This window comes from Streptococcus sp. 22.1, from assembly GCF_016648645.1.
GTDB lineage: Bacteria > Bacillota > Bacilli > Lactobacillales > Streptococcaceae > Streptococcus.
In genome coordinates, this window is the sequence record NZ_JACLQK010000015.1 from 1 (window position 1) to 20,227 (window position 20,227).

At 37.5% G+C, this 20,227-nt stretch carries 18 protein-coding genes; all 18 read right to left on the minus strand.

Annotation, left to right across the window (positions count from 1 at the left end):
* On the minus strand, positions 1–824 hold an 824-nt coding region (locus H7U04_RS07780), incomplete at its 3' end, for a glycosyltransferase (RefSeq protein ID WP_201059601.1).
* Between the two features lie 24 nt (positions 825–848).
* Positions 849–1,487 (minus strand): DUF1919 domain-containing protein, encoded by a 639-nt coding sequence (locus tag H7U04_RS07785; RefSeq protein ID WP_201059603.1) that lies wholly within the window; start codon positions 1,485–1,487, stop codon positions 849–851.
* A 54-nt stretch (positions 1,488–1,541) separates the two neighbouring features.
* Positions 1,542–2,687: a glycosyltransferase family 4 protein gene (locus H7U04_RS07790; RefSeq protein WP_049545870.1), complete on the minus strand. Its 1,146-nt coding sequence runs from the start codon at positions 2,685–2,687 to the stop codon at positions 1,542–1,544.
* A gap of 2 nt (positions 2,688–2,689) precedes the next feature.
* Positions 2,690–3,862 (minus strand): beta 1-4 rhamnosyltransferase Cps2T, encoded by a 1,173-nt coding sequence (gene cps2T / locus H7U04_RS07795; RefSeq protein ID WP_201059605.1) that lies wholly within the window; start codon positions 3,860–3,862, stop codon positions 2,690–2,692.
* Positions 3,863–3,894: 32 nt separating this feature from the next.
* On the minus strand, positions 3,895–5,262 hold the full coding sequence (locus tag H7U04_RS07800; RefSeq protein ID WP_195950578.1) for a sugar transferase: 1,368 nt from the start codon (positions 5,260–5,262) through the stop codon (positions 3,895–3,897).
* Between the two features lie 56 nt (positions 5,263–5,318).
* Positions 5,319–6,059 (minus strand): tyrosine-protein kinase, encoded by a 741-nt coding sequence (locus H7U04_RS07805; protein ID WP_002890888.1) that lies wholly within the window; start codon positions 6,057–6,059, stop codon positions 5,319–5,321.
* Between the two features lie 9 nt (positions 6,060–6,068).
* The gene (locus tag H7U04_RS07810; protein ID WP_048790943.1) at positions 6,069–6,761 is read right to left on the minus strand and encodes a capsular polysaccharide biosynthesis protein; all 693 of its coding nucleotides are present in this window, start codon (positions 6,759–6,761) and stop codon (positions 6,069–6,071) included.
* An 8-nt stretch (positions 6,762–6,769) separates the two neighbouring features.
* On the minus strand, positions 6,770–7,501 hold the full coding sequence (gene cps4B, locus H7U04_RS07815) for a capsular polysaccharide biosynthesis protein Cps4B (RefSeq protein WP_048790944.1): 732 nt from the start codon (positions 7,499–7,501) through the stop codon (positions 6,770–6,772).
* A complete protein-coding gene (locus H7U04_RS07820) occupies positions 7,502–8,962 on the minus strand; it encodes an LCP family protein (protein ID WP_201059607.1) in 1,461 nt (486 codons plus the stop codon).
* 340 nt (positions 8,963–9,302) lie between these two features.
* The gene (gene deoD / locus H7U04_RS07825) at positions 9,303–10,013 is read right to left on the minus strand and encodes a purine-nucleoside phosphorylase (RefSeq protein WP_014634439.1); all 711 of its coding nucleotides are present in this window, start codon (positions 10,011–10,013) and stop codon (positions 9,303–9,305) included.
* Between the two features lie 397 nt (positions 10,014–10,410).
* Positions 10,411–11,124: a type 1 glutamine amidotransferase gene (locus H7U04_RS07830; protein ID WP_201059635.1), complete on the minus strand. Its 714-nt coding sequence runs from the start codon at positions 11,122–11,124 to the stop codon at positions 10,411–10,413.
* Positions 11,121–12,368: a chloride channel protein gene (locus H7U04_RS07835; RefSeq protein ID WP_201059609.1), complete on the minus strand. Its 1,248-nt coding sequence runs from the start codon at positions 12,366–12,368 to the stop codon at positions 11,121–11,123. Before H7U04_RS07835 ends, H7U04_RS07830 begins: the two co-directional genes overlap by 4 nt.
* 182 nt (positions 12,369–12,550) lie before the next feature.
* On the minus strand, positions 12,551–13,264 hold the full coding sequence (locus H7U04_RS07840; RefSeq protein WP_037597760.1) for a LemA family protein: 714 nt from the start codon (positions 13,262–13,264) through the stop codon (positions 12,551–12,553).
* Between the two features lie 13 nt (positions 13,265–13,277).
* Positions 13,278–14,087, minus strand: a complete 810-nt coding sequence (locus tag H7U04_RS07845) for a purine-nucleoside phosphorylase (protein ID WP_037601228.1) — start codon at positions 14,085–14,087, stop codon at positions 13,278–13,280.
* Between the two features lie 18 nt (positions 14,088–14,105).
* A complete protein-coding gene (locus H7U04_RS07850; protein ID WP_155123987.1) occupies positions 14,106–14,651 on the minus strand; it encodes a DUF1697 domain-containing protein in 546 nt (181 codons plus the stop codon).
* A 1-nt stretch (position 14,652) separates the two neighbouring features.
* On the minus strand, positions 14,653–15,864 hold the full coding sequence (locus H7U04_RS07855; protein WP_155123988.1) for a phosphopentomutase: 1,212 nt from the start codon (positions 15,862–15,864) through the stop codon (positions 14,653–14,655).
* A 121-nt stretch (positions 15,865–15,985) separates the two neighbouring features.
* A complete protein-coding gene (rpiA, locus tag H7U04_RS07860; RefSeq protein WP_037600550.1) occupies positions 15,986–16,666 on the minus strand; it encodes a ribose-5-phosphate isomerase RpiA in 681 nt (226 codons plus the stop codon).
* Between the two features lie 159 nt (positions 16,667–16,825).
* Positions 16,826–19,936: a GbpC/Spa domain-containing protein gene (locus H7U04_RS07865; protein WP_201059619.1), complete on the minus strand. Its 3,111-nt coding sequence runs from the start codon at positions 19,934–19,936 to the stop codon at positions 16,826–16,828.
* Positions 19,937–20,227 lie beyond the last annotated feature (291 nt).

Below are 20,227 nucleotides of genomic sequence, written 5' to 3' on the forward strand. Positions count from 1 at the left end.
TTTTTATCTAATTCAGATTTATATAAACTTGCCAACATATGAGTCAAGCCATTCACATAATATAGCTGTGAAGTTTGTAATTCTTCTTGATTTAATTGTGAACGAACAAAATCAGAATAGAAAATATCTTTATAAAATTCAAACATATCACTAAACTTCTGCTCATTCCAAGACTGTGTAATGGAATCAGGATTATCAATTAAATAGTGATAATACTTTTGATTGGTAGCAAAGACATTCTCAGCTGAAAGAAAAAGCTTGTAATTCGTTCCCAAGTCTTCATAATATTTTCCTTTTGGAAAAGAAATATTATTATCAATAAATAGAGACTTTTTATAAACTTTGTCGTTGGCAAAACCTGTGATATAACTATGCTTGAGCACTTGGACAAAAGCATCTTTACCTTCAAACACTTGAGTTACTAATGGATCTGAAACTATAGGATCTTCTTCACCCTTCACAAACTCACGGTTAAAAGAAACGATATCAAACTCTTGGGATTCCAACACCTCTGCTAATTCTTTAAATGTTTGTGGTTCAAGCCAGTCATCAGAATCAGGGAAATAAACATAATCACCCTTAGCATGTGAAATACCAGTATTGCGAGCTTCAGAAAGCCCTCCATTTTTTTTATGAATCACTGAGATAAAGTCATAAACTTTAGCATAATCATCACAGATTTGAGGAGAGCTATCAGTACTTCCGTCATCTACAAGTAAAATATCATAATTATGCCACCCTTGGACAAGTACGCTTTCTACGCAACGTTTTAAATACTTTTCGACATTATAAACTGGAATGACAACAGTTAAAAGTGGTTTCATGGATTCTTCACCTAAATTTTTATTTTATGTTAAATCTTCCCCACCCTTATTCAACCAGGTAACAGCATTAAAATAGCGGTGGTAAGTTTTCAAATCAATCCCAACATGTCCTTGCTTCTCTGCTGATTTGAAATGAACCAAGGAAGGTAGATCACTATAATTCTTAGAAGAGAAGATGACCTTACTCTTATATGGAAGTTCTTCAAACTCTTTCATCAGCTCGTAAGTACAAGCATCATTATCATTGAACTTGAAATACAAATTATCCCAATGTATTCTTTCTAAACGACGATTCCATTTTTGAGTTGCTTCTTCCTCATCTGCATAATGCAGGAAATGAAGTTCAATATCATCAAGAAGTGCCAGGGGATAAGCATTATCAAAATCTTTGATGTATTTCGATTCCTGAACAAATGTCAAAGGGATATTACCACTCAAATAGTGTTTTAAATTCTTGAGCATCTTGATGTAATCAGGAGAAAAGACAAACATCCCTACAAATGGTGTTTGATAAGGCAAGCCCAACTCCTGATAAACTTTCCCAGCCCAACAATTATCACAAATAATCGTGAAATTTTTATTCTTGAGTCTTCGTCTAGGAATAAAATTAATAATTGGATAAACGATTGGTTTTAATTTATTTTTTAGTGTTTCGCTATTCATATTAGTACTTCTTAGTACTTCTTAGTACTTCTTAGTACTTCTTAGTACTTCTTTTTATTTCTTATATAGTTCTGAGAAATTACGAATATAACTTTGTAATGAAAAGAGTTCTTTTTGGCGTTTGACAGAAGCCTTACCAAATTGCTCTCTCTTCTCAGTATTATCAGCCAATTCTTGAATAGCTTTAGACAATTCTGCAGGCTGATTTGGTGTGGCAAGAAGGCCATTTTCGCCTTCTTTAACCATTTCACAGACACCACCATGACGGTAGCCGATCACAGGTTTACCACAAGCCATTGATTCGAGAACTACAGTAGGTAGAGGATCTGGATTAGTACTTGGCAAGACAAAGATATCAAACATATTATAGAGCTCTGTCGTCTTGCTATAATAATCGATACGTTTAATCTGTCCTGCTACTGGTGAGTCTGATATAGCCTTCTCCAACTCATCAACTCGCCATTCTTCACCCTCAAAAGCACTCCCTGCCAGAAAGGCTACTGCTTTTGGATTAGCCTTTAAGATTGGAGTCACAGCTTCTAAGAAGTCGCCTTGACCTTTCCATGCATTCACTCGACCAACCATTCCGATAACCAAAGCATCCTGTGCGATACCAAACTGATCACGGACTGCACTAGCATCCATTTCATGATAGACGGCATTGTCCACACCATTATAGATAACTTGAACTTGGTCATTTTTTACAAAGCGAGACTGCTTGACATGGTTGGCTACAGCATTTGAAACTGTCACAATCGTATCAGCATAACGCCCCATCAAAAAGTTGATGAAATCAGAAATTGCTTTTGGTTTGACGATAATTTCATGCACATGCCAAATCAAAGGTAATTTCAACTTACGTTTGAGATAAATCCCCTCAAGTACCGCAGTCGTATTGTTGTGAATAAGAGTAATGCCATTATCCTTAGCATATTTAGCAATTTGCTTTGAATAACGATTATAAGAACCAAAATACTCAAGAATTCCCTTAGGATTAAAATATTTACGGCGCAAGATTGGATAATCGATAACTTTTACCTTAGCCCCAACCTTTTCCAATGCACTCACTAAGACACCATCGTTAGGCAAGATGACATGAGCTTCAAAGGCATCTTTTTCCAACCCCTTAATAAGCTCCAACAAAACCTTGTCAGCACCATACATTTCGGCACCAGCGTGAAGATATAAAATTTTCTGCATTTCTATCCTTTAAATACTTTCTCGTAGTCTGTAACAATTTTTTCCCAAGTAAAGGCTTCAGCAATACGTTTACTTGATTTTTGATTGAGATCTTCGATAGCTTGTCCATCCAATTGCTCAGCTTGATCAATGACGCTTGCCAATTGGTCTTTCTTCCAATAGAGAGCACCATCTTCACCCACTTCACGGTTAAAGCCAACATCCAACAAGAGGTTGAGCTTAGTAGACTCAAGAGCCTCAAGAAGTGACGGATTGGTTCCACCCACCTCATGACCATGGAAGTAAGCGAAGGCATTCTCACGGATGTATTTGAGCAATTCTTGATCGTAGACTGTCCCGACAAACTTCACACGAGGATCCTTGTCAAAACCAGTTTCCTGACGCAACTTGTCGTAGAACTTGTTTTCTTCAACATTGGTAATGAGAACAAAGTCCTTGTCAGAGTTAGATGCCATAAATCCACGAATCATAGCCTCATAGTTGTTTTCAGGCACAAAACGTCCTACAACAAGGTAATAATTATTTTCAATGACACCCTTTTCAAAATACCATGTGCGAACCTTATCATCAACCTTAGTCAATCGAGATTTAGTTGTATCTGTTCCATAGGCAATGTAAGTTGTCTGAGGACGATACTTCGCATAATCCTTTTGAATATAAGATTCAATGTTTTTACTATCACAAATCAAGAGATCTGCATGTTTAACCATGAGTTGCTCTGAAATTTTCCAATACTTACGAACTGGAAGACTCCACTTTGCACGAAGCCATTCATGACCATCCGGGTTAACCATAAGGGTACCACCGATAGCCTTGATTTTCTTTTTAATACCTGAGATAAATGGACCAATTCGGCAGGCCAAAACATAAAAAATAGGTGCTTGGTCATTATTTTCCTTAGCAATCTCAATGGCCTTATTAAGAGCTGCGATGTCATAAGCGATGGCACGTGCAGGCCCGATATTTGGGACGTCAATATTGTAGCATTTAGCACCGTTATGTTCGAAAGTATCTGCTGTAATTCCTGATTTAGCAGAATTTTCACGCATACAAGCTACATAATATTGGATATCTTTGTCTTGTTGGAACTCTGTCAACTTCTCAACAAAGGTCTCAAATCCACCATATTTTGCTGGAATTCCCTTAGAACCAACGATATAAACTGTTTTTGTCATTTAATCACCATTAAAAGAAATGGAGAAAGCCATCACTTTGCTCCATCCTTCATTACTACTACTTTAATTGTTTTCAATAATATTTTGATATCGCGCCAGATTGTCCATCCGTCCATATAAGCAACGTCTAGTTTTACAACTTCATCAAAATCAGTAATTTCACTTCGACCGCTTACTTGCCAAAGACCAGTAATACCTGGTTTAAAGCTGAGGCGACGTTTTTGTTCCGGTGTATAAGATTCGTACTCATCCAATGTTGGTGGACGTGTTCCTACCAAGCTCATATCACCTTTTAGAACATTCCAAAATTGTGGAAGTTCATCAAGACTCGTTTTACGAATGAAATGTCCAATTTTGGTAATACGTGGATCATTGTCCATCTTAAACATACCACCAGACATTTGATTCTGTGCCATCAAATTCTTCTTGATTTCTTCCGCATCAACACGCATAGAACGGAATTTATAAAACTTGAAGATACGTCCATTTTCTCCCACACGATCTTGAGCAAAAATGGCTGGTCCTCCATCTTTACGAATAAGAGGATAAAGGAAGATTCCAACAATACCACAGAGCACCAAACCAACTAGAGCTCCACAGATATCGAGGAAGCGTTTCGCCAAGATATCTCCATAGCTATAAAAATGCGTAGAAAACGTAACAACTTTGAAAGGACCCAATTGTTGGATACGTTTTTCACCCTGACTCATAAATTCAAGGGCATTCAAATTAATGGATACTGGGATTCCCATAAGTTCAAATGGTGACGCATAATCCCAAATCTTGTACTGCTCACTTGGCAGATTAATCAAAACTTGGTCTACTACTGAGTGTGTCGCATATTCAATCAAATTTTCAGGTTTAACACTCTTGATAAAAGGATCAGTGAAATAAGGATTATCCAAGACACAAACGGCTGTAATCCTACCATCCATATTGTCTTTCATACGAAACAAAACATTTTCAAGACGTGCCTGATCAGAAATCAAGAGAATATTCTTGTTACTTTTACGACGTGTATAAATTGATGAGCGGAAATACTTAAGAACAGTATTTGTAACGTATAAGAGAACACCTGAAATCAGGGTGACGTAAAGAAGTCCGCGACGTGAGATTGAAAAACTTCCATCTGCAAAAAATGAGAGGAAAGTTGCAATTAGAGCAAATATGAAACAATATTTGACAGTTGCAATGAGTTCATCCAAGTAGCCTCTATACTTAAGATTTTCATAATAACTACTGATATAGTAAGACACTACATGTACGACACCTAAAAGGACAATGCTTCCTTGGGTAATCTCTGTATATGGTATTTTACTAGCTACCATGGCTGCGAAAACAACCACAACCAACTGTATAATACCAATTTCAATGCGACGAATTTCTTGTTTTTCTTTCACTCTAAACCCCTTTTTAATCTGTTAAGGTATAAGGAGCCGCATCATCCCCATTAATGCTATCCTTTTCTACGACGATGTGCTCTTGAATGACCTTCTTTTTGGTCAGATTTTTTTCCATACTCGCCATATGATCCGTAAGAACCATATGATCCATATTTATCAACTGTCATGTCAACTTTATTAAGGACGACTCCTAAGAACTGTGAACCACTTTGTTCCAATTGTTCGACCGCCTTAGTTACGAAACGACGTTTAATTTTTCCAGCTGCTGTAACCAAAAGACTGGCATCAGCCTGATGGGCAATAATAACAGCATCAATGACCAAACCAATTGGTGGCGTATCAATGATGACATAATCATAACGACTACGAGCAACTTCCATCAAATGTCTAAAATTGTCATTTTGCAAAAGACTTGTTGGATTAGGTGGTACAGGACCAGATGCAATGACATCCAAACCTGAAATATCAGTTTGACAAATCGTTTCATTTAAATCAGCATTTCCAGAAAGGAAATTTGAAAGGCCTTTATAAGGCTCATTTGATTTAAATGTACCTGACAAAACAGAGTTACGGGTATCCGCATCAATGAGAAGTGTTCGGAGCCCAACACTAGCAAATGAAATCGCCAAGTTAACAGATGTCGTTGATTTTCCTTCACCAGCTTCAACAGAGCTAACCGCAATCACTTTCATCTGAGCACCAGAAAATTGAATATTTGTGCGAATGGCATTGTAATACTCTTCTGTTTGTTTGGCAAAGTTTTCTTTAGATTTTACTAACTTTAATAGAGGCATTTCTTCTCCTTAAATTTTATCTGTATCAGGGACAATTCCAAGAAGTGTCATTCCAAGGGCATCTTCCACATCTTCTGGACGGCGAATGCGATCATCTAGGATTTCACGTACCAATACACCAACCACTGCAAGGAATCCTCCAAGCACTGCTCCAAGAAGCACATTACGTTTGATATTTGGTGAAGATGGTGACTCTGGCAATTTTGCTTCTTCAAGTGTTGTGACATCTTCAACTTTTGTCACGTTCTTGATTTTTTCTGAAGCAACTTCACGAACCTTATTGGCAAGTGTTTGCGCATCTTGACCAGTTTTAGCATTAACAGAAATTGAAATAAGACGAGTATCAGTAGGAATATTAACTGAAATCATTTTAGCAAGTTCTGCTTCTGTCATATTCAATTTTTCATCTTTGATAACTTCTGACAAGACATCGTTTGATGTAATAATTTCTTTGTAGTCTTTTGTCAAAAATGTACCGGCCTGCAAATCTTGAGCAGAAAGGTTTTTGCCATCATTAGCTTGATTAACCACATAAATACGTGTAGACGATGTATATGTTGGCTGAATGAGGAAGTAAGTTCCCAAGAAGGCAAAGACAGCGACATAAAAGGCTGTAAATAAAATAAATACTTTTTTAGTCCAAAGTTTTTGCAATAGTGCAAGTACATCGATTTCAACACGCTTCGTGTTTTCCTGAGTCATAGTTTCTCCTATATATATTGATTTTCAAGTAGTGTTTGTGGATTTTCGATAAAAAGGTTACGAGCACGTCTCGTTCCGTAAGTCTTTTCGATAATAGCGTAAGCATCTTTCATAAATGGTGGTCTTGGACCAAGATTATGCATGTCACTAGCAACCATATGAACCAAATTTTTCTCCAAGAAATAACGAACACGTTTTTTTCTTACTTTATCTTTATCTCCAAAGAGCTTTGGTTTTAGAACATGAGAGCTATTAACTTGAGTATAGCACCCCATGTTGATGATTTCTCGAACACGGTCAGCATTTTCTTCGAGGGCATCATAGCGCTCAATATGAGCAACAATAGGCGTTACCCCCGCTCGCAAAACATTACTAAGCCCACTATGAATTTCTTTCCAAGATGTGCGAGCACTAAACTCAATCAAAGCAAATTGAGTGTTGTGCATACGCGGAATAAGATTCTTTTCAAGTTTCTCCACAATGTCTGAGGTGTAATAAAGTTCACCACCATAATAAATAGTTAAGTCTGGATAAAGTGCTTCTGCTTCTGCTTTTACCTTAGAAAAGTTGGCAAAAATTTTATCCTCTGGAGTCTCAAACATTCCCTTACGACGGTGAGATGTTGAAACAATCTTACGTACCCCTTGGGCGTAGCTTTCACCAATGAGGTCTAAACTTTCTTCTAAAGTTTTAGGACCATCATCAACATCAAAAACAATATGTGAGTGAACGTCAATCACTTATTTTTCCTCCATCAGATTTTTGATAGCTTGAGAGGCACTTGCCACACTCGAATCATCTAGTTTCATCATGTAAAGACTAGAATTTGGCATAGCATAAGAGGTCAATTGACCAGTAGAACCAGTACCAGTTACTGCTTGAGACGTTACTGTAAATTTAGAGCCTGAATCAAGTTGTGTATTGGCCAAAGCATTAATGGTATCCAAAGACATATTTGTCTGAACAGAGTCTTGGAGATTATTAACGATTGAAGTAAAGTTTGATACAGATTTTAGAGAAGCCAACTTGTTTACAATCGCAGAAATAACTTTCTCCTGGTTTTTACCACGGTCATTATCTCCGCCATCTAAACTATAGCGTTCACGAACAAATCCAAGTGCTTGCTCTGAATTCATTTGGATATCTCCAACTGGGAAATCAAACTTCCCATGAAGACTTGTGAAAGCTTGATCATTATGGACTGTCACACCACCAAGTTGGTCAATCAACTTAAGGAAAGATGTGAAGTTAATTCGGGCATAGTAATCAATCTTAATACCATAAAGATTTTCCAGAGTTTGTTCAGATGTTTCAACGCCATAAATACCTGCGTGGGTTAATTTATCATACTGGTCTGCCCCACCACCAGGAATCTTAACGTATGCATCACGTGGAGTAGTCGTCAAGAGAATCTTATGTGTATTCATGTTTACTGTCATAATGATATTGACATCTGAACGTGACACTGTTGAAATTGAACCGTAGGTATCAATACCACTAATATAAATATTGAAGACTTTTGAATCTACTTGTTTTGCAGAGTTACTATTCTTCTTTTTAATTTTATAAGTATAAATTGTTTTTAGATTTGAAGCATAATTACTATCGACAGACTCTAATAGGCTAGCATAAGAGCCACTCAAGACCATAGCTTTAGATTTGCCAGACTTAAGATTATCATAAGCTTCTTGATATGAGGCAACATCATCAACTTTAACATCAACTTTTTTATCTTTTTTGAGAGCTGACATCAAGGTCTCGATATTGTTCTTATCAACCTTAGTAGGTGCCTGTACGCTAGTAAGCTGGCTCACATCTTTGATGTCACTTTCCTTAGGAACCACGATGCTCATTTCTACTTCAGAAAATGCTGCCGTCTGATTCATACGGTTAGTGATGTCAATCATTTGTTTAAAACCAAAAATACCAACCAGAGAAACTAGCGAGAAGATAACCAGTACAACCGTTGTCACTAGTGGTGATTTCTTAGTCTTCTGAAGGAAGATGCTAATAGCAAGAACTACCAACAAACCAATGGTGATAATGATGTTCAAAAACCTAAAGGATAGGAAATTATAATTGAACATGGTGAATAATAAGACCAATGCTAAAATAGCATACAGAATGGTCAACCCAACGTTGACCATCCCCCACGATCTATTACTCGTACGTTTTTGCTTACGATTCGTACGCGAACTCATATAAATTGCTCCTATAAATTAAAATTAGACATTTCCCATTATTATTATAACATTACTATAACTTCATTTCAATTGTCATTCTTTTTAAAAAAGAAGAAACCGTTTTTCATTATGATATCAAGCATTTAATTTCTATCATTTTTCATTGTTTTGTAAGTTGTTTTTCACATTTTTAGTGGTTGTTTTTTAAATTGTCGGATATTTACTTATTTCTTAAAAGCATCTTTCTTCCGAATATTTTTATTTTTTTCTAGTAGTTTGAAAAATTTTAACCTATTGTCACTTCAAATAGATATTAGCTACAACAGAAAAGGACGACCAAATGGCGTCCTTTTACAAACTAGTCTGCAATTAGTGTTTCAAGACCAACTTTCATCATATCAGTGAAAGTATTTTGACGTTCCTCAGCTGTTGTGTCCTCATCTGGATTAACCAAACTATCAGAAATAGTCATGATGGCAAGAGCATCTACTTGGTGTTGAGCTGCAAGGTAGTAAAGTGCTGCTGCTTCCATTTCTACAGCTTTCACACCCCATTTACCAAGCTCGATGTTCTTTTCACCATAGTTCGAATAGAAGACGTCAGAAGACAAGACATTACCAACATGTGTAGTCATACCAAGCTCTTTAGCAATGTGGTACGCCTTATCTAAGAGATTGAAACTTGCAATTTGTGGGAAATCGTATTGTGGCCAATCGTTACGAATAATGTTAGAGTTTGTCGCTGCCGCTTGCGCTAGAACTAACTCACGAACGTGAACATCCTCATTCAATGAACCAGCAGTTCCCACACGGATCAATTTTTTAACCCCGTAGTCAACTATAAGCTCACGAGCATAGATAGAGATAGATGGCATCCCCATTCCAGTTCCCATTACTGAGACACGTTCACCTTTGTATGTTCCTGTGTAACCAAACATATTACGAACTTCATTGAAACATACAGCGTCTTCGAGAAAATTCTCGGCAATGAATTTCGCACGTAAAGGATCTCCAGGTAGGAGAATTTTATCAGCAATTTCACCTTGCTTAGCAGCAATATGGATAGACATAATATAAGATACCAAGGGCGTTAAAGAGGCAAAGTAAAAATAGGAAATCCGACAAAGATGCTTCGCATCTAGGAGGATTTATCTTTTTTACACAGCCTCTAGCCCGGGTTCAGTTTCAAACCCGAACTACCCTTCCTTTCATTTTTTATATACAGGACAGGCGACAGAGAACAAAGTAATAATAGGAAACTGACGACGCATTATAAATGCTAGACAGTTTATCTTTTTACTTCGTTCTCCGCCCGTATTCAATTTAGTGAATACAGTTAACCCGTCCTTTCTTTTTTTGATGGTAAAAGAGCAACCTAAACACACTATCTACCATTCTTAAGTTTTATTTTTAAATAATTTTTCTACTATTATATAGTTGATAAATAATTACTTTTTTTAAAGTGGATTAAGCTTGAGTCAATGAATCAAGAAAATCATATAACTTCTTGTTCATTTCTGAATAATCGTTGGTACGCAATTGTTCAGGTGTTTGAACAAAAGGTAACTCCTTATTTTGCTTACGCAAGTGTTCTTCGCCATCCGCAGCTATTAGCAAATCAATGGCTTGGTAATCAAACTCTAGGTGTGCTTGGAAGGCATAGTGTTTAGGACTAAAGCGAATAATTTGACGTGGACAACCTTGACTAGTAGCAAGAACAACAGCATTATCAGTCACTCCAGGCATATCACCATGCCAGTGGCCGGTATTGAGAGTTGTGCCAAAACCTTTGACATGCTCATCAGCTAATCCATCATCCGTAAGTGTTATTGGAAACACACCAATTTCTCGTTCTGGACTATGCTCATACTTACCACCATAGGCTACAGACAGAAGCTGAGCTCCCAAACATACACCAACAATATAGATATCAGCAGCAATTGCTTTTTGCATAAATGCAATCTCAGCGTTTGGGTCATAATAAGGAAAGGTCTGACGATCCTCATCAGGTGACTGAGGACCACCCATCACAATTAGAAAATCAATACCTTCAACGGTTTCAGGAAGGACCTCTTCCTCATATACCTTGGTTGATGTGATATTATGCCCACGGTCTTGAGCCCATTTTAAATAGGCTCCTGGAACTTCAAACGTTTCGTGTAAGATAAAATGAATATTCATTGTTTTTTCTTCCATTTATTATTAATTATCCTTGATAGTAGACTCGCTAAGATTAGAGGAACTGCTACCAGCCCTCCTTGACCAGTAAAACCTAGAACTAAGGCTATTCCCGTCAGAGGAGCATCCAAAGTTGTTACTAAAAATATGGTTGCACCAAGTAACATTCCTAGATTAGGATTTAGGGATAAACCAAAAGTCTCAAGACACCTTGTTAATAAGAAACCAAATCCGACACCTAAAGTAAACGAAGGCGTCAGTGTCCCTCCATAAGTACCTGACCATAGCAACAAGCACACAATAAGCCCTTTGATTACTAGCAAAATCGGAAGGTATTCCGAAGTTCCTCCAGAGAACATCCATTGTGCTAGAACCTGACCATTTCCCATGATTATAGGATAGAAAGCTACAATACCACCTAATATTATAAAAGAGACGGGCATGGTCCAGAGAATATGTTTATCTGTTGTACGACTTTTACTCGCCTTTTTAGCTAAAACTTTAAATATAAGAGCAAGCGGAGTTACAAACAGCGTCAAAACAAGAATCTGTATCAAACTAGTAGGATGTAAGCTTACTTTATCAACTAAATATATAGCTTTCCCACCAACAATTGGACGAGCACAATAAGCTGACAAATAGGTTGTCACAAGAATGATACCAATGTTTTTCAGTTTCCAAGCAACTCCCAAAGTTTCCAAAACAAACAGTGTACTGGCAAAGGGAACTTGGTAAACCGCAGCTAAACCTGCTCCTGCACCACATGCAATCATGAGTTGTCTTTCAGGAATTTCTAAACCCAGTTTTTTTGATAAACTGCCAGCACATAAGGCACCTAATTCTCGTGGAGCTGCTTCCTTGCCTACCGAAGCACCTACTCCAACGATTGCTACTTGAACCAAAGCATGTAGACTTTGGCCAAGAAAATTTGGACTCTTCTTGCCAACGAGTTGCTTAGCTTTATTAATTGAAAGAATAGACACTCGTCGCTGAAGGAAATACCAAAAGATACTAGCTAAGACACCAGCTACCACTATAACTACGAAGCGTCGATAAGCACTTATAGAGTTAAATTGTAACAAGAGATCTGACGTATCGTTACCAAAAGCAAGAAATTTTATAAAATCTAAAAGATAGTGGCAAAGAATACCAATCAGACCAGAAGCTATTCCGGTTGTCAAAACAGCCAAACTTAACCTAATCGACTTGGGGAGCCAAGTCAAACTCTTTCTCTCTTTATTACCCATATATTAGAGTATGGCTAAAATTGCTTTAACCAACTTTTCCTACTGCCTTTTGAGTAGGGTCAATCCCTTCTTTGTTTTTATTTCATAGTAAGGCAATCTCGTGCTGAATTAGAAAAACTAAAACTAGCTTTCATTCTTTGACCTTTTTAACTATATTCTAGTCTTAATGATTTTGTTCTATGTTATAAGTAGTTTATCTCTGAATGACCTAAAGTTGTTCTTAACAAAGCAAGTGGCAAACTGTAAATTGTTTTATTATATTGCGACACCATTTCATTGTAGTGTAATTTTTGATTAGCAACAAGTACTTCTGACTCTTTAATCTCAGCAATCAAATCCTTTATACTTTGATCAGCTGTAATATTTGTATCTCTTTCGATTTCCTCTATAATTTTATTCTTCGTTTCCTCTAGTTTAGTAGAGTATTCATGTTTAGAAAAATTGCCAGACTCACCGTAAGACTTCCGCTTAGATTCTGAATGATTAGCTTTGTTTTCATCGTTAGTCAAATTGTTGACAGACTTTTTTTCCTCTAACAATTCTGAAACATTTTTTCTAACAGACATTTTTAACTCATGGTCTACAATCTTATCAGTCAGCTCTCGCAGTTGTACAATCAATTTTTCCACATACTGCTCTTTAATTTCAATTGCACTGTATGATGATTTAATTGACTCTTTTAAGTTAACAACTTTATGGTATTGAAATAGAAACACTATTATGATATAGCTTAAAACTGCAAATACGATAGATGCTCCTTGAAATGGTTCATAATCTATCTCACTACCACTTGTATCTATAGCAGAAAATATAACCAACCAAACCATGGTCAGGAAAGCAATTATAAAAACTCCACGAATGATACGAAATAATGGATTATTCATTAAGTTTGACATCAATTATTCCTTTTTAAAGTTCAGCCAAAATAGCTTTCAGCAAGCCTTTGAAATCCCCTTTAACACGTTCTGTCACTTCCACAACTTCTTCGTGATTGAGTTCTTCTTGGAAACCAGCCGCAAAGTTGGTAATACATGAAATACCAAGAACTTTCAAACCAGAATGTGCTGCAACAATGACTTCAGGGACAGTTGACATCCCAACAGCATCTGCACCAAGAGTCTTATAAGCACGAATTTCAGCTGGAGTTTCGTAAGTTGGACCAGTCACACCGATATAGACACCATCATCTAATTTAATGCCCAATTTGTCAGCAACTCGATGTGCAGTCTCACGGTATTCTGGAGTATACGATTTAGACATATCAGGGAAACGAGGACCAAAATCATCCAAGTTTTCACCAATCAATGGGTTTTGACCAGTCATGTTGATGTGGTCAGTGATGGCCATCAAAGTGCCTGGACCAAAGCCGATACCACCTGCTGCATTGGTTACAACAACTCCTTCGCATCCAAGAGCTTTCATAACACGTACAGGAAAAGTAACTACTTCAAGCGGATTTCCTTCATAAAAATGGAAACGTCCTTGAAGAGCTAAAACCTTACGTCCAGACAAAGTTCCATAAACAAGTTTTCCAGCATGACCGACAACCGTTGATTGTCCCCAGTTTGGAATATCCGCATAGTCAATGACAACTGCGTCTTCAACTTCTTCAGCCAACTCACCAAGTCCAGAACCCAAAATTAAACCAAACTCAGGTTTTTCAATTCCTTTACTTTCCAAAAATGCTTGAGTAACTCTAATTTTTTCAAGTAGCGACATGTTAATTCTCCCTTAATTTTATTTCATTCTTAAAAACTGACCAATTTTTGAAAAAGTTCTTGCATTTCGAATGGTTATAGAAGGATAAAAAGGTGCTTTCAATAGCTTCTTATGATAAGCCGTTTGGTTATAGCTTGATTTATCAAATTTACCCCAGTAGATCCCAAGTTGACCAAGATGAATAATTTCATCTCCTAACTCTAAAGACTCAATAACATTCCTCATTTCGTTCTTATCAAGTCTTTCAGTATATAAGAGGACATCTTTTCTATAGAAATCATTTTCCCACCACTTAGGTAAAGATGCCACTTCATTTTGGTAATCTTCTAGAGTAAAAAGAGAAAACACCTTAATAAATGGATAAGTCTTATTAAGAAATCTCTCTAAAACTAAGAGGAGTTCCACTTTCATCAAGGATGAATCGAAGAAAAAATTTCCACTATTTATATAGGAAGAAACATTTGACATCCCAAGTTCTTTTAACTCATGACAAAATTCTTCCATGACTACCTTGTGACGACCACCAACGTTTATCCCACGAACCAAAAATGCATAGCGCTTCATTTTAGACAAGTTTATCCAAGAAGCTTTCACCAATCATGGCTTTATCTACACCAAAGTTTTCAGCGACAGTTGCTGAGATGTCAGAGAAATGACCTACTGGAATAAGTCCATTTCCTTTGAATGATGGGCTATAAGCCAAGAAAGGAATATATTCACGAGTATGGTCTGTACCTGCATAAGTTGGATCATTTCCGTGGTCTGCTGTAATCATCAAGAGATCATCTTCACGCATGGCAGCAATGATTTCAGGCAAACGTTGGTCAAATTCGTGCAAACAATCACGATATCCATGTGGATCACGACGGTGTCCATAAAGGGCGTCGAAGTCTACCAAGTTTGTGAATGAGAAGCCATGTTTGAAATTTTCAGAAGTCATAGCTTTAATCAAATTATCAATACCATGGCTATTTGATTTGTTGTGGCCCATATCGTGGTTAATACCAGCTCCGTTGAAAATATCATTGATTTTACCAACGGCATAAGTATCAATACCAGCTTCATTCAATTTATCCAAAACAGTTGGTGCAAATGGTGAAACAGCCAAATCTCGACGATTAGATGTACGAGTGAAGTTTCCAGGCTCACCAACGTAAGGACGAGCAATGATACGCCCTAGAAGAGCTGGACGCTCAAGGGTAATTGAACGCGCATATTCACAAATACGATACAACTCATCCAATGGAATAATGTCTTCGTGTGCAGCAATTTGAAGAACTGGGTCAGCTGAAGTGTAAATAATCAATTCACCAGTTTCCATTTGACGAGGTCCAAAGTCTTCAATAACAGCTGTACCTGAGTATGGTTTATTAGCTTCACGAATGACTTTACGACCTGAGAATTCCTCAATTTTAGTGAGAATTTCTTCTGGGAATCCGTTCCAGAAGGTATCAAAAGGTTCAGTAATATTGAGACCCATGATTTCCCAGTGACCAGTCATCGTATCCTTACCAAGAGAAACTTCCTGCAATTTTGTTGCATAACCAGTTGGGTTACTTTCTGCTGGTACTGTTTTCAAAGGTGTTTCACGAGGAATATTTCCTAGACCAAGCTTAGCCATATTTGGCACATTCAATCCTACTGATTTAGAGATATGACCAAGGGTATCTGAAGCACCATCTGGCACACCTGCATTGACAAAGTCATTGGCATCTGGAGCAGCACCAATTCCTACTGAATCAAGAACGACTAAATGCATTCGGTTAAATTTGGACATAATAACACCACAAAGAGATAAAATCTTTTCGAAATTACCTCTTGCCTTTCTATATTATTTAATAGTTTGACAAAAATTAATTAGTCTTCCTCATTAAAAGTGAGGGGAAATCAAAATTGGACTAGGCCTTGACTTCAACGACCTTAACACCGTCTTTTCCTGCAACGATGACTTTGTTAACCATACCATTGAACAATCCATGATCGACAACACCTGTCATAGCTTTTAGTTCTTCACCAAGAGTTACTGGATTTTCAATCTTACCTAAATCAAGATCGATGATATAGTTCTTCATATCTGTAACAAAGCGATTACCTTCCTCCGTAAGTCGGAATGATGGCTTATAGCCCTTCGACTCAAAGACACGATAGAGACGATCAGCACCATATTGAACCACTTCAACTGGTAATTTGAAAGCACCTAATTGATTAACCATTTTTGACTCATCCACCACCCAGATATATTCTTTCGTAGGTGTAGCGACGATTTTTTCCATCAGAAGGGCACCACCGCCACCTTTAATCCCATTGAGTTGAGGGTCTACTTCGTCGGCGCCATCAACAGTAACATCAATACTGTCAATATCATCCACTGCCTTCAAAGGAATACCTAAACCTTCAGCTTGTTTAGTGGTTTGACTGGATGTCGTTACTCCAACAACACTAAGGCCTTCTTCCTTAATACGACGGCCAATTTCCTCCACGAAGAAATAAGCTGTTGACCCTGTACCGAGTCCAACAACCATTCCATCTTCAACGTATTTGGCAGCGGTTACGCCAGCGATTTTCTTAAGTTCTTCCATGCTCGTCTCCTTGCATCTTTCTATAATAGTCGTTCAAAATAATTATAACATGTTTCAACAGTAAATAGAAATGATACGAGGGAGTAAAACCTAGCAAAAATAAAAACTAGATTCTAAATAGAATCTAGTTTTGATGGGGAACTAATTTAATAGCACCACTTAATCTTCTTTACGACGTTTGAAGAATCCTACAAAGGCTGCAAAAATCATTGAAAGAAGTCCAATAAATCCAGCATTGCTAGTGTGCTCACCAGTTTGTGGCAACTCAGCTTGAGGCACTACAGGAACTTCAGTATCTGGAGTTGGTGTAGTTGGCGGTGTCACTGGAGTTGGAGGAGTAACAGGTGTTGGTGGTGTTTGTGGAGTCGGTGGTGTTGGTGGTACCACGTGAGACTCTCTCTCAACGACATAGTTCTTGTGCCATACAACACTTGGTTTTTCAGGAGTTTTAGGTTCTACTGGTTTAGCAGGAACTTCAACTACTTTCGGTGTTGGTGGCGTTGGTGCCGTTGGACCTGTTGGTGGTGTTGGTTCAACCGGTTTTTCTGGAACTTCAACCACTTTTGGTGTTGGTGGCGTTGGTGCCGTTGGACCTGTTGGTGGTGTTGGTTCTTGTGGTTTACCAGGTACTTCAACTACCTTTGGAGTTGGTGGCGTTGGTGCCACTGGCTCTTTTGGTGGTGTTGGTGGTGTTGGTTCTTGTGGATTGATACCAACTGTTTTAATAACTGGTTTAACCGGTGCTGTTGGTGGTGTTGGTGCCTTAGGTTCTTCAGGTTTTTCACCTGGATTCTTAGGCAAACCAAGATTAGAGTTGATTGCGAACCAATATACTGTTGGTGCACCATCAGCATTTGCACCTTCAGCAGTAAATACCAAGTGACCATTTGTCATCTTGATACCTGCACCTCCATAATAGAGGTAAGGTGAATCAGCGTTATCCCAACCTGTCAATTCAGACGTTGTCTCACCATTAAAGACTGCACCATGGTCAATGTATTGGTTATCATTGACTGATGTTACTTCTTTAGTAGCAGCATCATAAGTAACTGATGATTTTGGAATAGCGATGAATTGGTTATCACCAATATTTACATATTCTTGGTGACGTGTTGATTGGTATTTTTTCTTAGGTGTGAATGTAATCAAACCAGTTTCAGCAGAAACGCTGTACGAACCAATAACATCATCTTTATCACCAAATGTATAATCTTGGTTACCAAGAGCGTGTCCATTACCACTACCTGAAGCATTAAGAGTTGTTACATCAGATGGAATTTCACGTGAGACAACCCATTCTGAACCATTCCAGTCAGTGATAGGAACAACTACCTTAAGCGGGTTCTCATCAGAAATGTTAACAGTAGCGCCACCGAAATCAGCGTATCCAGATTTAGTAACAACTTCACCGTTTTGGATTGCCAAAGTAGAGCCATCTGCGTAAGGATTATATGTACCGCGGACAGTATTACCATTAACGTCTTTCGCTTCTACTGTAAGTGGACGTGGGCGCTCAGATGTTTCAACATAAGCTGCACCATTCCAGTGGTTTAGTGAGTTAAGTGCTACGATAGCATTACGCTCACTAAGGTTGAACATTTTACCATCTTTATCGTAAAACTCAACATCTACTGCTACTTTAACTGGTTTATCTTGATCAGTTGATGCACCAACTGTCATAGTTACTGTTGGATCCTTACTGATTTTCGCGATACCTTTTCCGTCATTTGATGGAAGGCTAACAATCTCGTAGCGGTAAACAACACGTTTGATTGCTGATGCTTCATTCTCAACAATCATGCTTGATTGGTTCAAACCATCATATGTAACAACAAATTTGTCACCTTCTTTAACTTGAACCCACTCGTCTTCAGTATTTGTCCAAGGGCTATTTGAAACAATGTCAGATGCTTGTAACTTGTTAGAGTCATATTGGAAAACATTACTTGTGTTAAGACGCTCTTGCGCTTCTTTTGTCAAGTAGTTGCTTACACCTTCAACTTTGTGTGTTGCATCGTTTTCACGTTGGAAGGTCAATTCTTGAACAACTTCAGCATCTTTAAGGTTACGATATACAGGATCATTCATGTATTTATCGTAAGCTGTTTTAGCTTCTTGGTATTGTTTAAGTGCTGTTTGGTAGACAGCTAATTTGTTTTGATACTCAAGGTATTCTTGGTCATATTTAGCTTTTTGCTCATTGTAGACAACCAAGGCTGCTTCGTATTTAGCTTTAGCATCAGCATTGTATTTTTCAATAGCTTGTTTTGTTTCAAGATCTGCTTCATAAGCTGTTTTCTTAGCGTTATAAAGTTCAAGATTCTTGTCATATGCTGCTTTTTCTACATCATATTTAGCTTTTGCTTCATTATATGCTGCTAGCTCAGTTTGATATTTAGCTTCAGCTTCAGCGTTACGTTTTTCAGTAACAACTTTTTCAGCTACTTTATTATCATAATTAGCTTTTTCAGCATTGTATTTGGCTTTATCGCTATTGTACTGTGCAAGAGCTGCTTCATAATCAGCTTTTGCTTGGTTATAAGTTGCCAATTCTGCTTGGTATTTAGCTGCAGACAAGGCATTTTCTTTATCAGCTGCTTCTTTTTCTGCTACCTTAGCATCATAAGTAACTTTCTTAGTCTTGTACTCTGAAAGAGCTGAGTCATAAGCTTGCTTAGCAATTTGGTATTGCTCTGAAGCTTTATCATAAGCTGTTTTTTCAGTATCATATTTAGCCTGAGCTTCAGCGTTTGTTTTATCAGCAAGTGCTTTCTCAGCTAATTTGGCATCGTAGTTTGCTTTTGCTTTATCATAGTCAGCTTTATCTGACTTGTATTGTTCTTTAGCCGCTTTATAATCTGAAACGACTGTATTGATTTTCTCTGCTTGTGCTTTATTATCTGCAGCAGCTGCTTCAACAGTTTCTTTGGTTTGAGCAGGTTCTTCCTTAACCTCAACCCCTTCGTTAGTTGCAGCTGTTTTTGCAGCTTCTAAGCTTGTATTTGTTACTTCACTCGTTGTAACAGTTGTGTTGCCTTCTTCAGTAACGTTAACAACCTTCTTCTCAGTTGAATCTGCTACGGCAGAAGTGCTTTCTTCAACAGCATCTGTTGCTTCAACTGCTGGTGTTACTGAATCTGTAGATGTTGCCACTTCATCAGCGCTTGCATTTGAAGCTCCTACTGCAAGAACTGCAGTCCCCAAAAGAACAGAAGCTGCACCAAGGCTAGACTTTCTGAGTGAATAACGTTGTAAATCCTTTTTCCCCATTTAAATTACGTCCTTCTAAATTTAGTTATGTTCATATTCTAACAAAAGAAAGAACCTTGTCAATTTGAGATATCTCATAAAAACATCCATTCCTTTAAATTCTATTAGATTCTTAAATTCAAATACTTTTTAATATCAAAGTATTTGATAGATAAAACCCTATAATAAATAGTGTTTTCGTTGTAAATAGAAGGTTTAATTTTATAATATCCATGATGATTCACTTTAATGTTTTTTTATTGAAAAAATCATGAAAAACAAGCGATAATAAGCTTTCATTTTGATTTTCAT